The following is a 15,340-nucleotide window of genomic DNA, read 5'->3' on the forward strand; positions in this document are numbered from 1 at the left end:
CATGGCGCGCGGTTTGCGGCGCATTGTCGGCGTGTTGATCCTCCTCGGCCTGCTCGCCGCAGGCTGGTTCGCCTACGGCTGGTACGGCGCGGCGGAAGTCGAGCAGGACGTCAATTTCGTGGTGCCTTCGGGCTCATCGTTGACTTCGGTCGCGGGAGAGCTGGAGGCAAAGGGCCATATCGCCTCGGCCAGCGCTTTCCTGCTGCGTGCCAAGATCTTCGGTGGCGGCGATCCGGTCCAGGCGGGCGAATTCGAGCTGAAGGCCGGGATGAGCCAGTCCGATATGCTGACCGCGTTCCAGACCGGCGACGTCATCCGGCGCTTCGTCACCATCCCCGAAGGCATGCCGTCGATCCTCGTCTACGAGAAACTGATGGCCGAGCCGCTGCTGACTGGCGAGATTCCCGTCCCGGTCGAAGGCTCGGTGCTGCCCGATACCTACGATTTCGAGCGCGGGGAGGACCGAGCGAAAGTGCTCGCGCGGATGCAGGCGGCGATGCAGAACTTCCTTGCCGAGGCCTGGCCGAAGCGAGTGCCGGGCATCGCAGTCGACAATGTGCGCGATGCGGTGATCCTTGCCTCGATCGTCGAGAAGGAAACCGGCGTTCCGTCCGAGCGCAGGATGGTGGCGGGGCTCTATTCGAACCGGGTGAAGAAGGGCATGTTCCTCCAGGCCGACCCGACGATCATCTACCCGATCACTCAGGGCAAGCCGCTCGGCCGCCGCATCCGCAAGTCGGAGATCGCAGCGATCAACGACTACAACACCTATTCCATGCCCGGCCTGCCCAAGGGTCCGATCACCAATCCGGGGCGCGAAAGCATCGAGGCGGTGCTCAACCCGGCGAAGACCGATGCGCTCTACATGGTTGCCGACGGGACCGGCGGGCATGAGTTCAACACCGATCTCGGCGCGCACGAGGCAGCGGTCGAGCGCTGGCGCGCACTGCGGCGCCAACGCGGCGAGATGTGACCCCGGGTGGCAGCACCGCTCCGCTGATCGTCACGGCTTTGCTGCCGAAAGACCTCGCCGCATGGGCCACTGCCCTGCGCCGGACGCATTTCTCGCCGGAGCGCAACTATCTCGACGCGCATGTCACGCTGTTCCACGCGCTGCCCCCGCAATGCGAGGAAGAGGTTCAAGGTCTGTTTCGTCGGATCGCGGGCGAAGTGGCACCGGTCGAAGCGACGCTCGACCGCGTGATGACGCTTGGCCGGGGCACGGCTCGTGCGATCGAATGCGAAGGAATAGCGCGGCTTCGCAGCCGGATCGCGGACCATTTCCACGGGATGCTGACGGCGCAGGACCAGCACAGGCCGCGCCTGCATGTGACCGTTCAGAACAAGGTCTCGGCGGTCGATGCCAAGGCACTGCAGTCGGAACTCTCGAAAGACTTTGCGCCGCTCCGCTTCACATTTCGCGGGCTCGGGCTGTACCGCTATTGTGGCGGACCATGGGAGGCGGTGCGCGAATTTGCCTTTCGCGGCCAAGGCAGGGCATGAAGGGTGCTTGAAGGGCGTGACGCAAGGAGGGGACATGGCTGAAAATCTCGCGCTGCTGGGTGCCATATTGCTGGTTGCGGCGATGGTGCCGACCTCCATCCGCTTGTTGCGCTGGATCGCGCTCGCCGCAGGTGGAGCAGCGATCGCCTATTTCTCCTTGGGCGATGTTGAAGGCCCGTGGGTCTGGCTGGCAGGGGCATTCCTGCTGATCAACGGCGCTCAGCTTGCGCGACTGCATCTTCGCATCCGTACCCATGCGCTGCGCGAGGAGGAGCGAGAGCTGCTCGAGCATGTGCTCAAGGTCGAGGAACCCGACCGGCAGCGCCGCCTGCGCGACCTGCTCGAATGGCGCGACGCACCGGTGGGGGAGGTTCTGATGCGGCAGGGCGAACGCGGTCCGCCGCTCATCTACGTCGCTTCGGGAACCGGCCGCATCGAGGTTGGCGGTAGCATGGTCGGCACTTGCACCAAGGGCGATTTCCTCGGCGAGATGAGCGCCATTCTCGGCGACGACGCTACCGCCACCGTCGTCGTGGCCGAATCCATGCGCATTGCGCGCTTCGACCGCGATGCGCTGGCTGAAATGACCCGGACCATGCCCGAATTGCAGCGCGCCTTCGACCATGCCCTCAACCGCGGTCTGGCGGCAAAGATCGTCCGCATGAACGCCAACGCCGCGCAGGATGCATGAACTCCGCTGCCGCGCCGCAAACGGGTGTTGACCGCGAAGGGCACCGGCCCTAAATGCGCCGCTCGCAGGCGGGCCATAGGCCTCGCAGCGTGCCTTTTGGGGCGGAGTAGCTCAGCTGGTTAGAGCACCGGAATCATAATCCGGGTGTCGGGGGTTCAAGTCCCTCCTCCGCTACCAAACATCTCAAATGGTTATCGAGATGAGCCAATCGATTACGCTTCTGCTGGCACCGATTTGGCACGCAAACCCGACCATACCTCCGAAAATCAGCAACGTAACGGCCGCCACCTCAATCTTGGTGACAGGCTTATCGGGGAAGCTCGGGTGAGGCCAGTTGCGCGACATCTGGGGATCGTTATCACGGCAGCTCTAAGCTTGCTACTGAGTCCGGGTTCGCCTACCTCAGGAGTTCTCTTATTGTTCCGCTGGGAGCGTCATGAGCCGTACTGAAATTCTTGGGCCGTTGGGTCTGTTTGGCGACGTGTCGCAGGAGCGATCGCGCACACGTGCCGAGTACCAGATATTCAACGCGGACGCATTCGAGTGGATGAATGAACAGCCTCAGGGTTCTGTGCATGCTATCGTTACTGATCCTCCGTATGGCCTCAAGGAATACACTGAAAGCGAGACCAAAAAGCTCAGGAACGGGAACAAGGGTGGCATCTGGCGCATACCGCCAGCCGGTCGAGCACCGCTTCCCCGGTTCACCGTGTTGACTGATTCGGACCTGACTAAGTTGCAGGAGTTTTTCGAGAAGTTCGCGACTGCAGCCATGCACATTCTCGCGCCCGGCGGCCACGTGATGATTGCTACAAATCCGCTCCTTTCCCACGTCGTCTATATCCCGATGATCGAGGCCGGCTTCGAAAAGCGGGGGGAGATTATCCGCCTAGTGCAGACCCTGCGTGGGGGCGATAGGCCGAAGTCTGCGGAAAAAGAGTTCCCCGATGTCTCGGTAATGCCGAAATCCCAGTGGGAGCCTTGGGGCTTGTTCCGGAAGCCCTGTGAAGGCCGGGTTCACGACAACCTTAGGAAGTATGGCACCGGTGGGCTGCGGCGTATCTCTGGAGACTTGCCATTTGGTGACGTGATCCGCTCAAGCCCTACAAGACCTCAAGAGCGTGCTATTTCAAACCACCCGTCCCTTAAGCCGCAGGATCTGATGCGGCAACTTGTGCGCGCCTCTCTCCCCCTTGGTAAAGGAACGGTGCTTGATCCGTTCATGGGAGGCGGCTCGACGATAGCGGCGGCGGTGGCCGTTGGTTATCAAAGTGTCGGCGTCGAGCGCGATGCGGAGTATTTCAACTTGGCAAAAGCCGGGATTCCACGGCTATCGGAGCTATCCTAAGAGTCCGCCCAAGGGCGCCTTGTAAATCCAGTTCGTCATCATCTTATCGTAGCCAGACCGCTTGATCGTTGCGGTGATGGTTCGGCGGCTAGTCTCAGACCGGCCCGCGAACTGCCAATCACTTGCTTCTAGCTTTGCGCCGCACACCAACAAGTACCGGAAGGGGAAGGGTGCGACTCCCTTTTGTTCGTCGGCCGGGCGGTTGGCCTCATAGCAAAACACTAAGAGGAAAGATTCCTCGGCGTTGTGGCCTTGCCAGCCCTTCAGGTAGCGACTGCCTTTGATCTCGATTCCCTCGTGGCCGTATTGCGATGAGTTGCCCGGGTACATTCCCGTTGGGACCAGATCCGGATGCCCATTGTGATACTGATTTTTCGAAATGGAGGGGCAGTGACGCGGGATCGCGCTCGACATGTACTCGCCTACTATGCTGCTGAAGTTTGCAGGCATGAGCATTGACTCAAACGACTGAAGCTCACGTGTTGCGAGAGAGTCATTGATGAAGCCTAGAAAGTCGAGAAATGAGTTCATGCCCTCTCGAATGTGGTCGACCTGAAGGCCGTAGGGTAGCTGTGCATTGGCATTGAAGTGCTTCGCCTCGACGAGAGGTAGTGGCATCTATGTTCCCCGTTCGATTCGACCTGATCAGGCCTTATCGCAGGAACGGCTGAAATCTAAAGTCCGCTTAAATTCGATGCGATTGCGTTCTAAAAGCGGCTTGCCCCAAACCCCAGCATCACACCCGGATTTTCCTTGTCGTATCGCTTGGTAAGGGAAAGCTCGACAATCTGCCCATCATCGACCCAGAGAATGCCCGTGAGCGCGTCCAGAAGCACTTTGATGTTGTCGATGTCGTGCTTCCGGCGATCCGGCCAATAGAGGTCAATTTTGACAGCCAAGGGGCCTTCCAAGGGTTCGCCGTGGTACTGGCTCCTGGCTTCCCAGCCGATCGCGTCCTTGGCCTGCCGTACGCTCTCAAACATGTACACACCGCGACTGCCTCGGCCGTAAATGTGATTGGTGCTTGGAGGCATCGTCTCGAAGCGTATTGTCATGCCTCATTTGGGGCTCGCCAACTTCTTGTGGTGAGCTGATGCTTGAGACCCGATCCGAACTTTCGGTAGGTTTCGCACTTTTGGTACAGAGCATGAAGGCGACCATCCGGCACCCCTTCTAGCATCTTCGCTACGCGGGCATGGGTAAGTTTCGGGAACCCATCTTTGATCCGCGAGGCGTTGAGGCGGGCAAGGTAGATGTCGAGTTGCTCATCACGGCTACACCTCGGCATACCCGCAATTTTCTCAGCGGCCGGCCGGAATTTATTCAAATACGTTGAGCTGATTCCCTCCATGCTTTTGATCTTAATGCATTCATTCCTGAATGATTTTCTTGTTAGATTTGGGTCGCGCCCCCTTTCCCCCGCCGTGCGGAAGAAAAGAGACGCGGACTTTCCCGTTGAGTTTGACCCTGTGTGTCGGCTTGGGCAGCCCGCGCTGGAACCGGCATATTTACGTCCCCCGGTTATACCCCCAGGACACCAAAAAACCGCGCACGCCTAAGCGCTCGCGGTCTTTTGGATGCAGTCAGTATAAGTGACCTCGGGGACGAATCCCTTGGCCATCAGTGTAGCACTGAAATCCCGTATACAGTTCTGCATATCCCCACCTTATCATATGGGCATGCTCGACAACTGGGAAAAGGCTGGGGACAGTGGGGACAACCAAGCATGGAGGGCAGTCATGGGATTTCTAACATCTGCTTTCAGTCTTTTCGTTCTCGTTACTGGCGTTATGGCAATGTGGCAGACGAGTTTTTGGCTCGGCCTCTGTGGGTTGGTAGCGCCGCTCGCCTCAATGATCGCGGGTGGGGTCATAAGTGAAACTTTTGCCCGCAGAGAAACCGTACGTTGGGGCAGCTCTGCTCTCGCTGTAGTTCTGCTCGCAGGCATGTCGTACTGGGCCTGGTCAGCCGATTGGAATCTCAACGTAGCTGGCTACAACATCCCGGGCATGGTTGAGTTGGCTGTTGGTTTCTTCCTCGGATTATTGGAAGGACTTTTCTCTGGAAGACGTGCCGATAAGCCATCGTAGGCCACTGTAACGTTGACGCCGAGCGCTACGCAGCAATAATTACGTCGATTACCGAAAGGATCGTGCGGCCTTCCTTCTTCGCTATCGCGGACAGCTTCCTGTAGGCCTTCATGCTGATCTTGATGTTGATGCGGGTGGGCTTCCCACCCTGCGCTTTTGTAGGTTTCATGCCGGAATAATAACGCGGTCTGGCACGCGCCTAGCACGCTATCCCCACCCCAACGCTGGCACGTTAAACAGCGTGCTATAGTGGGACTACCTCGGAAGAGGGAAGCGGGGGATTCAAGGTTTGAACCACCTCCCTGTCTCCCGCCTCCCGCCTCCCTCCTCGGAGTGATTACAAATCATCCTTATGCCGTGCGCGCCGTTCGTGGGGACCTTTCCTCGAACTCATAAGGATCGTGGTCCGTTGGGCCTCGTGGGCGGCGCGCACTGATACCATCTATGACTGAAACCAAAAATCAAGAAGGGAGCACCGTGGCCGTCGTCAAAGCAGAAATTACCCGCCAACTAGCCCACCCTGAAACCGTGAAGGCATTGCTCGACACGACATTCAAGGGGCTGGACGAAGCGACCATGAAGCGAGCCCTGTTGGAGGGAATGCTCCGCGGCTTCCAATTTCCGGATTTCCTCAAAAAGGACGTGTATGCGATCCCCTACGGCGGGACGTACAGCCTCGTTACCTCGATCGACTACTCCCGGAAGATCGGGATGAGGAGCGGCGTGATCGGGGTATCTGAGCCGACCTACGAGATGGCCGCCGATGGAACCTCGCCACTCTCCTGCTCCGTCACGGTCAAGCGCCGCGTAGGCCAGGATATCGGAGAGTTCAGTGCGAAGGTATTCTTCAAGGAGTACACCACTAGCGCAAACCTCTGGAAGTCGAAGCCGCTCACTATGATCGCGAAGGTTGCTGAGATGCACGCCTACCGCAAAGCGTGCCCTGAGGAGCTTGCGCAAAGCTTTGTGGAAGAGGAGTTTCAAAAGCCAGAAGCACCTGTTCACACGACTGCGCACGATATCGATGACCTTCGCCTACAGCTCCAGTCCTGCCTCACAATGGAGGCCCTGGAGAAGCTGTGGGCAGACATTCCGGGCGACGCAAAGAATGCGCTAAAAGACGATATGGAGCGCGTGAAGTCGATAATTACGAGCGAGGCGGAAGCCACAATCCAATAGTGTATGAAAGTCCGGGCATTCGACAGCCAAGAGGCTTGGATGAACTGGCGGCTCGGCAAGCTGACCGGCTCGCGTGTGAAGGACGCCGTCAATCTGCGCGATGGCGCTACCAAGGCTGAGGTATGGCGCATTGCCGCTGAAAGCATCATCGGCTCAGCCGCTATTGCTGAAGGCGACCTATCGGCCTCTCAAGTGCTTGAACGCGGACACCGGCTCGAACCCGTTGCGCTCGCACGCTTTGCCAAAGAGACCGGCAAGAAGGTCGATGCGAGCCTCGTTGGCTGGGAAAGCGACGACGATACGCGCTTAGCCATTTCGCCTGATGGTGTGATCTGCAAGACGGAGGCGGTGGAGGTGAAGTGCCTTCTTTCCACGAAGCATGTGGAAGCGCTGTACACCCGTAGCATCCCGAAAAACACAGCCGGATATGAGGAGCAACGCCTCCATTACTTCATCGTAAACCCGAAGCTGCGCAAGCTCCACCACGTGTTCTACCACCCGGATTTTCCAGCTCCACTCGACTTCTTCGTCATCACAGCAACACGCGACGAGTTGGTTGAAGAGATCGCTCGCTATGAGGAAGCGGAACGCGAGGTGGTCGCAAAGGTGCGAGACATTGTGAACACGCTCACGCTTTACGGACCGGAAGAGGTTGAGCGAATGCGACAGGTTCACGACGAGCTGGTTGCCGACGCTACAAAGAAGCACGTGGCCGGGAAGGCTCGTGTTCAGGCCCTTATCAACACTCAAAAATCAATCGTATGAAAACACTCAAGACACTCGTCACGACCGGCGAAAACCTAGTCGATGATGTGCTCACGTTTGCGAAATGCCAGCACTGTTTCGACGCTGGCCAAGTCGAAATTCGGGACGAAGATTATCAGCCAACCGGGCGCTATCTCCCCTGCCATTGCCGCCTATGAAACCTTCAATCTTCGACTACGAGCGACGCGTTCCTCGGCATGTCCGTGAGCGGCGTGAGCGCATCCTAAGCGCCGCCGTGCTTGTAATCCAGGTGGCGGTGATAGTGGGAATCATTGGCATGCTGATGGAGTGGGCGATTATCGATCCAACCTTTGGAATATGAATTATGCTGGTAGTTTCACGCTGCTCGATGATGACGGCAACATTGTCTTCCAGCGCGAGCTAACCCCCGACGAAATCATTGCTGAGCTGCTAGCTGCCATCCCTGACGAAGCCGATACCGAGTCCGAACCTGAAGAGGAGCCAATCGCGGCGGTCCTTCCAAGTTCAGCACGTCAGCCAAAATCAGAAAAGCCAGCCCGACGATGCGGTAGCTGCGGAAGGCCTGGACATTCTCGTCGAACATGTTCGACCGGCGGTGCGGCTCCGCTCGTGGACACCGAGGTGGAAGAACAACCTTATCGAGGCGAGTCTAAGGCTGACAGTCTGACGCTTGGGCAGTTTCAGATGGTGGTGGATAGCCGCGAAAACGATCTGAAGTTTTCGTCGTCTGTCTGCGCCGATAAGCTCGGCGTCGATCTAAGGGAGGTCAATCGGGCCATCCTCACCGGCTCTTGGGAGAAATACCAGGACAGCTACCGCACCACCTTATGAAGAAGCCTAGCCAAGCCGAAAAGCTTCGCCGTCTCTTGGCCGATGGCGCTTGGCACTCAACTCCAGAAATCCAGCAGGTCGTGTACGGCGGCGACCACTTAGGCACCGCGAGGATCGCGAGCCGCGTGAATGATCTGCGCAACAAAGGGTGCGAGATTTCCGGGCGCAGAGATGAGGATAACCGTTCGATCTATTGGTACCGCATGTCAGCGAAGCCGAAGCCGCGGGTGGAGTACGTCAATATCGGCGGCGTGATGCACGCGCGTGTGGTTGCCGACGGTTGACCGCGAAACGATTCAAACCGCGTGAGATGTGTTTAGAGGGGATGGCTCCCAATCTCATAGGAGCCCATTGTGTCCCTCAATCTGATAATCATGTGGTCAACCGGTGCTTACTCCCGAGCGCGTCGTTCTGTCGCGCTCCTCAACCTGGGAGTACGCAGATGATCGACCTGAATGACCCGCTTTCCGTGAGGCAAGCCTCGCGGCGGAACCGCAAGACGCGCCTCCGCAAGCTAGCGTTTCCTGAAACCCGTCCAACTGATATCGCCAATGCGGACGCGGCCATAGATGGCCCAGATGCCGGCGACGACGGTGACGGTGTTCGTGATAATGCTGGTGAGGGCTGCGCTGTCAGCGACCTCAAAACCGAGCAATGGAGCAAGGCCTGAGAGAAGGGCGACTAGGGCAGCGATGTATGTGTTGCTCATGCTGAAATTGTATCAGCCGCCAATCCACCGGAAGCAGAAACGCGGGATGCCGCCCTTCTTGGTGTAGAAGGCGTCGGCTTCGGCCAGGTTCTCCCAGTGGTTGTCCCACCGGCCTGTCGCTGAGTTGTTGCTCATAAGCTGATGCTTGCCAGCGATGAAGACATGGCCGTTGCGTACCTCACCATTTCCCATGCCGGTGGGGTAGATTATTATGTCCCCGAATTGCGGGGCTGCCGCCTTCTCAAACTCGACGCTTTTGCGCAGCCAGTCGTACAGCGTCGAAGTGCCGGGGATGCCTTTGCCTGGTAGTCCCTTCACGCCAGCAAGCGTCATTACGTGGGTGATGGCGTTGGCACAGTTCACTTCCTTGGGAATGTTCGTGTCGAGACCCATGCGGCGGCCGAGTGAGGTGAAGGCAACCTGATACAAAACCTCTCGGGGCGATGGCGGGATTGGCTTAGGCTCGGAAGCAACAACCTCGCTCTCCGGAATGGTGACAGGCTCCGGTGTTGCAGGCGGTAGGGAAGGGGGTTTCACGCCCGTTTCACGGGGCTGGGGCGATGGTTCAGTGGGCTTGCGGGGTGTTTTGAGGGCAAGAAGCAAAGGGACGAAAATAGCGAGCAGAGCGGCGATGTAGATGATCATAGGCTAGGGATTGGGTGAGCGAACAATGTCGAGCAGCACTTGGAGGCGGAACATTAGGCGCTTGAGCAGGCTAGGGCGCTCATCGCCGAGACGAAGCTCGCGATAAAACCCGTCGATATTGTTGATGCTGGTCTGGTAATCGAAGTCGTGAACCTCGAGCTCGGTGAGCCCTAGCTCCGTGAAGCCGTGGCCGAGCTCGTGGCATATGACTTTCGGGAGTAGGTCGCGGCGACTTTTATCCTTGAAGCGAACGACGGAGCTGCTGTTGGCGGCCGCCCAGGCTTCGATGAAGCCATCGCCGTCGCTGAAATGAGATCCGCGCAGTCCGCTTTTGAGTTTCCATCGCTTTGCCTGAGCGAGCGAAGCAACGAACACTGCTCCCAGATATCCGTCTAGGATTGCCTGCCGGGAAATGTGCTCCTGAAACCACTCTTGCTCTATGCGACCCTTGCTCACCTTTGGGGTGAGGCGGCGATAATCGTACACGAGCTCAACGTCGGCCAGCTGGGGACATTCAGAGAGAATGTTCCTCACGACGGGCAGCTTTTTCAACACCCACTTCTGGTCGCTGACTATGAGAAATTTCGGCTTGGTGAGGTTCATTTATTTGATGACGAGGGTGAGCAATGCTCCAAGCGTGGCGATCCCACACGTCCCGATTATACCGTAGGCGATCGACTTAACGGGCAGGAAGCGATCGTTCGTGACGTAGTGCGCACCAAGGCTCTGAAGAGCGGTAGAGACCTCCTGCATGGTCTCCTGCACCTGTGAGACCGCCACCTTGAGCGCTGCTAGCTCCTTGCCGTTTTGGGCGTAGATTTCAAGATGTCTGTCAAAGCGGATGGAAAGGCCGAGCGCGTTTTTCTCGAGCTCAGAGAGCTTGGCGTCGTGCAGAGCTTCTTTGACTGCTGCTGAGGTTGGCATAGCTAGGCGGCAGCATTCGACTTCCGATTAACAAAATGCGCGGCGAGGCCAGCGAGAAGCAAAGCACCGGCACCTGCGGCTCGGTTTTCTGACGTGTCTGCGCGATCTTCGGCGGCAACCTTTTGAGCCTCAAGTGCGGTGACACGAGCATCAAGCTCCTGTATCGCTTTCACGAGCTCCCATGTGCTTGGGAGGGTCACAAATTGCGTGGTCGAGGTGCCGATTTGCACGGGTTCGGACACAGGGGCGAGGGTTGCTCGGCCCTTTTCGTCAACTGAAGAAACAAGTTTCTCACGTGTCGTGGTGCCGTACACAGGCAGGCTGATGGTTTGGACGAGCTCCGGGTGCGTCAAGGCAACCTCTTGTGCGATGACACCTGTTCGGGTTTCCCCATTGGTGCGCACTTCGTAGTCGCGGATGCGGAATCCGTTGAGGTACCCAGTGGCAGAGCGAGACGAGTCTCGGATGTTCGCCTTTAGTTTCTGATCGGAAGAACATGAAGTGGTGATTGCGCCGCTTTCCGGGTTTTGAAGGCAGTTGCCGTCAGAGTCGTAGAGCTGGAATATGTTGGTGTCGGAGTCTGAGACAACGGAAAGGCGGTACTGGGGAGAAGAGGTGCCGATGCCAATACGGCCTGTGCTTAGGCTGCCGTACAGGGTGTTCCCAATGTTGAGTTCGTTTGAAGCAGTTGCAGACGACGCGTTGGTGTCCTGACCAAGCATGATTAGGTTGCTGCCTGTGGTGGTGATGTTTCCGGCTCGGTAGCCTGCAAAGAGGTTGTCAAAACCAGTGGTAAGTGCGCCACCTGAGCCTGAGCCCACTACTACGTTAAGTCGAGCGTTTCCGGCGCTAGTACCACCGGAGAGGTCGCCCACATACACGTTGTCAAATCCAGTGTTTCCAATACCGCTAGAACCCCCGAGGAAGACGTTGCGTACCGATGTGTTGTTGGAGCCTGCCTGGAAGCCGATGGCCACACCGCCGTTTAAGTCTCCAAGATAGTTTGCTTGGCGGCCAATGATAACCGAACCAGACTTGGTATTAAGCCTACCTGCTGCGTCGCCGATAAATACGTTAGACTGCGTGGTCGTCAGGCTTAGTCCAGCCTCATTTCCTAAAAGTACGTTTGAGCCACCAGTGGTGAGCGCGGCTCCTGCGTTCGTACCAAAAGCTAGGTTGTTGTCGCCACTGGTAAGAGCAGTGAGTGCGTTCAGGCCAAGTCCAAAGTTTCCGTCAGCGTTGCTGTTGTTGAGTGCGTCGAGGGAGTTGGTTCCAATGCCAACATTGTTTTCGTCGGTTGCGCCAAAGGAACCACCACTGCCTGAGCCCACGAAGATGTTCGCGGTTGGGGGGTCGAGGATGCCGGGAAGCTTCCCATCAAGCACACTTCGAAGGTCTGTCTGGTCAGTTATCAGCCCACCAATATCGCCCCAAGCTATGCCTGAAATGAATCCCAGTGGGTTGCCAGCGTCGTACTTGCCATCAAGCTCGTCTTGAAGGTCAGTCTGGTCGCCTAGTATCCCCGTAATAGAGCCCCAAGTGCCACCGCCCGACTGAATGCCGAGCGTTGAAGTCGCTTGAGGTGCGTACGTCCCGTTGCCCTGCCCAACAAGGAGCTGGCCGAGGCTCGGGATCGTGCTCGTGCCAGTGCCGCCGCGAGCGGGCGAAATGACTTGGGAGTGGGCTGGGGTGGCCGCCAGTGCGACGGATAGGACCAGTGCCGCGGTGGCCGCGACGGTCACGAGACGGCGTAGTTTCATGAAAAAAGTATAGCTTGCCTCATTCCACGGGTAGACCAGCGACGCGAAGGCGGGAGCGAGCCTCGGCGAGCTGCTTTGTAAGCGTGGCGATCGTAGCCTTGTCTTCGCGGAAAATCAGATCGGCCATGTGGCCGCATAGGGTGCAGCGGGTGGAGGGATGAGAACACGCCTTGCGCGCCTGTGCGCGGATCACGGCGTAGACGCCGCCTTGCTCAGGGTAGGAGTTTTCGTATTTGTGAAGGTGATAGCTGACGGTCGAGTGGTCGACGGAGTAGCGGCGTGCGACATTGGCTTGCGTCTCGCCGCCTTGTACCGCCGCGATCATGTCTGCGATTTCTGCCCGGGTGAGATGGCGGAAGTTTCGCATTGTCGTCTAACTTCCGAAGCCAATCTTCACTGCCCAGAAGTTGGTTCTGGTGTCCCCGCTAGATGTTCCGTTAGAGGTACCCACGAGTTCAATATAGTCGCCAATCTGAAACTCGTGAAAAGTGGTCACCGATCCAGCAGCCAGACCCGATGATGTCGTGAAGTAGTTCGAAGCTAAGTCGGTAGAACCGTTTAGTCGAATTCCAACCCGACCGGCGTCAGTTGTCGAGAGATAGAGAGAGCCACCAATGGCATAGAATCCTGCCGTATTGAACGTGATACGGGTGTTGTTCGTCGAGTTGTCATGCATCGAGTCCGTATCAAAATGTTCGGCTTGGAACGGGATCGCAACTCCGCCACTTAAGCTGACGCCTGATGTCTGGTAGACACGACAAGTTTCGAAAACAAAATCGCTAGCTTCGACTGACTGTCCAGTTTGAATAGCCATATTTAAGCGGAGATATTTAGCTCGTAAGCGAACAGCGTGTCTTCCCCCGATACTTTCGTATAGGCTGGAGAAATTACGACGCGACTAAGCATCCGCCCGTCGCAGAACAGCCCAAACTCCTCATAGGTGTCGTTGGGTAGGTTCGCGTCCGCGATGAACACGTCCACCGTCACCATGCTTCCGACCGCCGAGGCATTGGTGAGCGGGATGTCCTGAACAAGCGGGTTCAACAGGTCAGTCTGGCCGTCGCTGGCGGCGGTGCTGTTGTCGCCAAGGCTCGCGCTGTCGATGGCGAGGGCATAGGTGGCGTCGCCTGCTAGCTGCCTGGCAATGAGGTTCCGGCCGTAGCCGTCGCTGCTTACGACGCGGTTATGAAATGGCCCGTGTACGGAGACCTCCTTGCCGTCCCTAAACCGGCGTATTGTCAGGGTGCCAGCTACGCGGCCTTGCTCGTTATTTCTTATCTCTTGCATTTTTGGCGGAGGTTATACGCGCAAGGTCGGCTTCGACCTGGGTTAGCAGCGCTCGGAATCGAGTGATCGATTGAGTGAGATTGTCGCGCTCGCGTTCAAGGGTTTTCTGTGACAGTCGGCGCTTCCTCGGAGCAGTCTCGGTAATCTCAAGTACGGTATCGTTGTTGATGGTTTGAAGACGGGTCTCCATGACTGCATTCTAGCACCACAATTCTACTGCCACACGCCGTACCCCCAATTAAACCCGCCCCACACGTACGGCCCGGTCGATGTCATTGGTGCCGCAAGCGTGTCGTCTAGGCTTGTCTCATCAGCTAGCCCAAAGAAGTTGAGCAGCGTCTCCTGATCGTCGACGATAACCTCCTTCGAGCGCAGTTGCCCTTGAAGGTATTCGATGATGCCGATGCTTTTAAGTGTGGCGAAGCGAACCTGATAATCAAGCTGATTGCCGAGCGGATCGCGCACTACGGCGTTCACACTCTGCACCAAGACCTCGATATTCTTGCTGCGTTGCGCTGAAACAATTTCGATGACTTGGCCGCTCCTGAAGCCGTCATCGTATGTTCGGAACGAGCCCTCATAGAGCTCGTTCTGGTAGCTTTTGAGCTCGGCGATTGCGCGGTCGATGGCCTCGGACTGGCTGCGGATGCTGGTATCGGTGATCGCAAACTCGTAGCGGCCAAACTCGGCAATTGAGGCAAGGTTCGGAACGTTGACGACAATCGGAAAGAGGTACGTTCCGGCTACCTCGATGTTGTTGGTGCCGCTGCCGGGAATGTTGCCTGACGTGAAGCGAACGTACTTCTCGTTGAAGCTCCACATGCAGTCAAACAAAGTGTCGTCGTCCAGATACTCGACGCCCACCGTCTGCCCCACGCCGCCCACGGTAATGGTCGGAAGCTTGTCGAATTTGTTGGCCAATGCGAATTGCGCGCGGGTGCCATCTCCGCTGAAATGCTCGGTACGGGGTGTCGCGCTTATCTGTTCGCCGCCCTGCACAAGAATGACGTTTCGAACCTGGGAGAGGTCTTCGACAATCTCCAAACTATCGTAAATGAAATTGCCCGAGGTGTCGGAAAGGGCGGGGCCGGTCTCGGTGTTCTTAGGGAAGAAATGGATGTCGCGGTCGTAGTCGACGTACCAGACGTAGGAGAGGGTGTCGGCCAGCTTCTGAAGGCAGTCTGCGACGTTGAGGCGACTGAAGGCAATGCTGCCGATCTCTTGGCCGCCAACGACGTTTACGGTCGTGAAGCCGTCGGTGGTGTAGTTCGCGATGATGTCGGCGATGATGCTGCCGACGGTTTCTCCTTCGTAGCGCTCCGTCACCAGCTCGCGTTTGAGGTACTGGGAGTAGTCGTTGCAGGAGACGGCATATTCGAGGATCTGGGCAGACTTCAGCGTTTCGGTGATGCGGACGATCACACCTCCAAAGATGGTAGTGCCGTTGCGTTCGACAATCACCTCCTGGCCGAGCGTGGGGACATAGGTCAGGCTGCCGTACTTCCGCACCCGAAACTCAAAGCTGTCGGTCTTCTGGTTCAGGTTCTCGGATTTGCGGGGTGTGCCTTCGCGAAACACGACGCCTGCGGTGCGATCGACGCCAGCGATCTCGACGGTGAGCGCCAT

General features: G+C 57.7%; 21 protein-coding genes and 1 tRNA gene. 11 read left to right on the forward strand and 11 right to left on the reverse strand.

The window, feature by feature from the left end:
• Position 1: 1 nt before the first annotated feature.
• The 5 genes from mltG (at position 2) to NSO95_RS05840 (ending at position 3,542) form a co-directional block, all read left to right on the forward strand.
• Positions 2-973: an endolytic transglycosylase MltG gene (gene mltG / locus NSO95_RS05820; protein ID WP_257595219.1), complete on the forward strand. Its 972-nt coding sequence runs from the start codon at positions 2-4 to the stop codon at positions 971-973.
• On the forward strand, positions 970-1,503 hold the full coding sequence (locus tag NSO95_RS05825) for a 2'-5' RNA ligase family protein (RefSeq protein ID WP_257595220.1): 534 nt from the start codon (positions 970-972) through the stop codon (positions 1,501-1,503). The genes mltG and NSO95_RS05825 overlap by 4 nt, the downstream gene beginning before the upstream one ends.
• 34 nt (positions 1,504-1,537) lie before the next feature.
• A complete protein-coding gene (locus NSO95_RS05830; protein ID WP_257595221.1) occupies positions 1,538-2,194 on the forward strand; it encodes a Crp/Fnr family transcriptional regulator in 657 nt (218 codons plus the stop codon).
• Positions 2,195-2,294: 100 nt separating this feature from the next.
• Positions 2,295-2,371, forward strand: a tRNA-Met gene (locus NSO95_RS05835).
• Between the two features lie 259 nt (positions 2,372-2,630).
• Positions 2,631-3,542, forward strand: a complete 912-nt coding sequence (locus NSO95_RS05840) for a DNA-methyltransferase (protein ID WP_257595222.1) — start codon at positions 2,631-2,633, stop codon at positions 3,540-3,542.
• Here NSO95_RS05840 and NSO95_RS05845 read toward each other — a convergent pair.
• Both NSO95_RS05845 and NSO95_RS05850 read right to left on the reverse strand, forming a co-directional pair.
• Entirely contained in the window at positions 3,534-4,160 is a 627-nt protein-coding gene (locus NSO95_RS05845) for a hypothetical protein (protein WP_257595223.1), read from the reverse strand. The two genes, NSO95_RS05840 and NSO95_RS05845, sit on opposite strands and share 9 nt — an antisense overlap.
• An 89-nt stretch (positions 4,161-4,249) precedes the next feature.
• Positions 4,250-4,597 carry a RusA family crossover junction endodeoxyribonuclease gene (locus NSO95_RS05850; protein ID WP_366518994.1) on the reverse strand — a complete coding sequence of 116 codons (348 nt, stop codon included), beginning with the start codon at positions 4,595-4,597 and terminating at the stop codon, positions 4,250-4,252.
• 558 nt (positions 4,598-5,155) lie between these two features.
• On the opposite strand from NSO95_RS05850, the gene NSO95_RS05855 reads away from it, so the two are divergent.
• The gene (locus NSO95_RS05855; protein ID WP_257595224.1) at positions 5,156-5,632 is read left to right on the forward strand and encodes a hypothetical protein; all 477 of its coding nucleotides are present in this window, start codon (positions 5,156-5,158) and stop codon (positions 5,630-5,632) included.
• 25 nt (positions 5,633-5,657) lie between these two features.
• Here the strand turns inward: NSO95_RS05855 and NSO95_RS05860 are convergent, their stop codons facing one another.
• The gene (locus NSO95_RS05860; RefSeq protein WP_257595225.1) at positions 5,658-5,801 is read right to left on the reverse strand and encodes a hypothetical protein; all 144 of its coding nucleotides are present in this window, start codon (positions 5,799-5,801) and stop codon (positions 5,658-5,660) included.
• Between the two features lie 275 nt (positions 5,802-6,076).
• On the opposite strand from NSO95_RS05860, the gene NSO95_RS05865 reads away from it, so the two are divergent.
• The 5 genes from NSO95_RS05865 (at position 6,077) to NSO95_RS05885 (ending at position 9,059) form a co-directional block, all read left to right on the forward strand.
• Positions 6,077-6,811: a recombinase RecT gene (locus NSO95_RS05865; protein WP_257595226.1), complete on the forward strand. Its 735-nt coding sequence runs from the start codon at positions 6,077-6,079 to the stop codon at positions 6,809-6,811.
• A 39-nt stretch (positions 6,812-6,850) separates the two neighbouring features.
• On the forward strand, positions 6,851-7,576 hold the full coding sequence (locus tag NSO95_RS05870; protein ID WP_257595227.1) for a YqaJ viral recombinase family protein: 726 nt from the start codon (positions 6,851-6,853) through the stop codon (positions 7,574-7,576).
• Positions 7,577-7,894: 318 nt separating this feature from the next.
• Positions 7,895-8,389 (forward strand): hypothetical protein, encoded by a 495-nt coding sequence (locus NSO95_RS05875; protein ID WP_257595228.1) that lies wholly within the window; start codon positions 7,895-7,897, stop codon positions 8,387-8,389.
• The gene (locus tag NSO95_RS05880; RefSeq protein ID WP_257595229.1) at positions 8,386-8,673 is read left to right on the forward strand and encodes a hypothetical protein; all 288 of its coding nucleotides are present in this window, start codon (positions 8,386-8,388) and stop codon (positions 8,671-8,673) included. Before NSO95_RS05875 ends, NSO95_RS05880 begins: the two co-directional genes overlap by 4 nt.
• Positions 8,674-8,831: 158 nt before the next feature.
• Positions 8,832-9,059, forward strand: coding sequence for a hypothetical protein (locus NSO95_RS05885; protein WP_257595230.1), 228 nt, complete (start codon positions 8,832-8,834; stop codon positions 9,057-9,059).
• Between the two features lie 51 nt (positions 9,060-9,110).
• Here the strand turns inward: NSO95_RS05885 and NSO95_RS05890 are convergent, their stop codons facing one another.
• The 8 genes from NSO95_RS05890 to NSO95_RS05925 form a co-directional block, all read right to left on the reverse strand.
• Complete coding sequence (locus NSO95_RS05890) at positions 9,111-9,743, reverse strand: hypothetical protein (RefSeq protein ID WP_257595231.1); 633 nt, start codon at positions 9,741-9,743, stop codon at positions 9,111-9,113.
• A gap of 3 nt (positions 9,744-9,746) precedes the next feature.
• A complete protein-coding gene (locus tag NSO95_RS05895) occupies positions 9,747-10,346 on the reverse strand; it encodes a hypothetical protein (protein ID WP_257595232.1) in 600 nt (199 codons plus the stop codon).
• The gene (locus NSO95_RS05900; protein WP_257595233.1) at positions 10,347-10,667 is read right to left on the reverse strand and encodes a hypothetical protein; all 321 of its coding nucleotides are present in this window, start codon (positions 10,665-10,667) and stop codon (positions 10,347-10,349) included. It lies immediately after the preceding gene.
• Between the two features lie 2 nt (positions 10,668-10,669).
• A complete protein-coding gene (locus NSO95_RS05905; RefSeq protein WP_257595234.1) occupies positions 10,670-12,427 on the reverse strand; it encodes a tail fiber domain-containing protein in 1,758 nt (585 codons plus the stop codon).
• Positions 12,428-12,446: 19 nt separating this feature from the next.
• Positions 12,447-12,752 carry a hypothetical protein gene (locus NSO95_RS05910; RefSeq protein WP_257595235.1) on the reverse strand — a complete coding sequence of 102 codons (306 nt, stop codon included), beginning with the start codon at positions 12,750-12,752 and terminating at the stop codon, positions 12,447-12,449.
• 48 nt (positions 12,753-12,800) lie between these two features.
• Complete coding sequence (locus tag NSO95_RS05915; RefSeq protein ID WP_257595236.1) at positions 12,801-13,241, reverse strand: hypothetical protein; 441 nt, start codon at positions 13,239-13,241, stop codon at positions 12,801-12,803.
• Positions 13,242-13,243: 2 nt separating this feature from the next.
• The gene (locus tag NSO95_RS05920; RefSeq protein ID WP_257595237.1) at positions 13,244-13,714 is read right to left on the reverse strand and encodes a hypothetical protein; all 471 of its coding nucleotides are present in this window, start codon (positions 13,712-13,714) and stop codon (positions 13,244-13,246) included.
• A gap of 213 nt (positions 13,715-13,927) precedes the next feature.
• On the reverse strand, positions 13,928-15,340 hold the full coding sequence (locus NSO95_RS05925) for a hypothetical protein (protein ID WP_257595238.1): 1,413 nt from the start codon (positions 15,338-15,340) through the stop codon (positions 13,928-13,930).

The organism is Parerythrobacter lacustris (assembly GCF_024626475.1).
Taxonomy (GTDB): Bacteria; Pseudomonadota; Alphaproteobacteria; order Sphingomonadales; family Sphingomonadaceae; genus Parerythrobacter_A; species Parerythrobacter_A lacustris.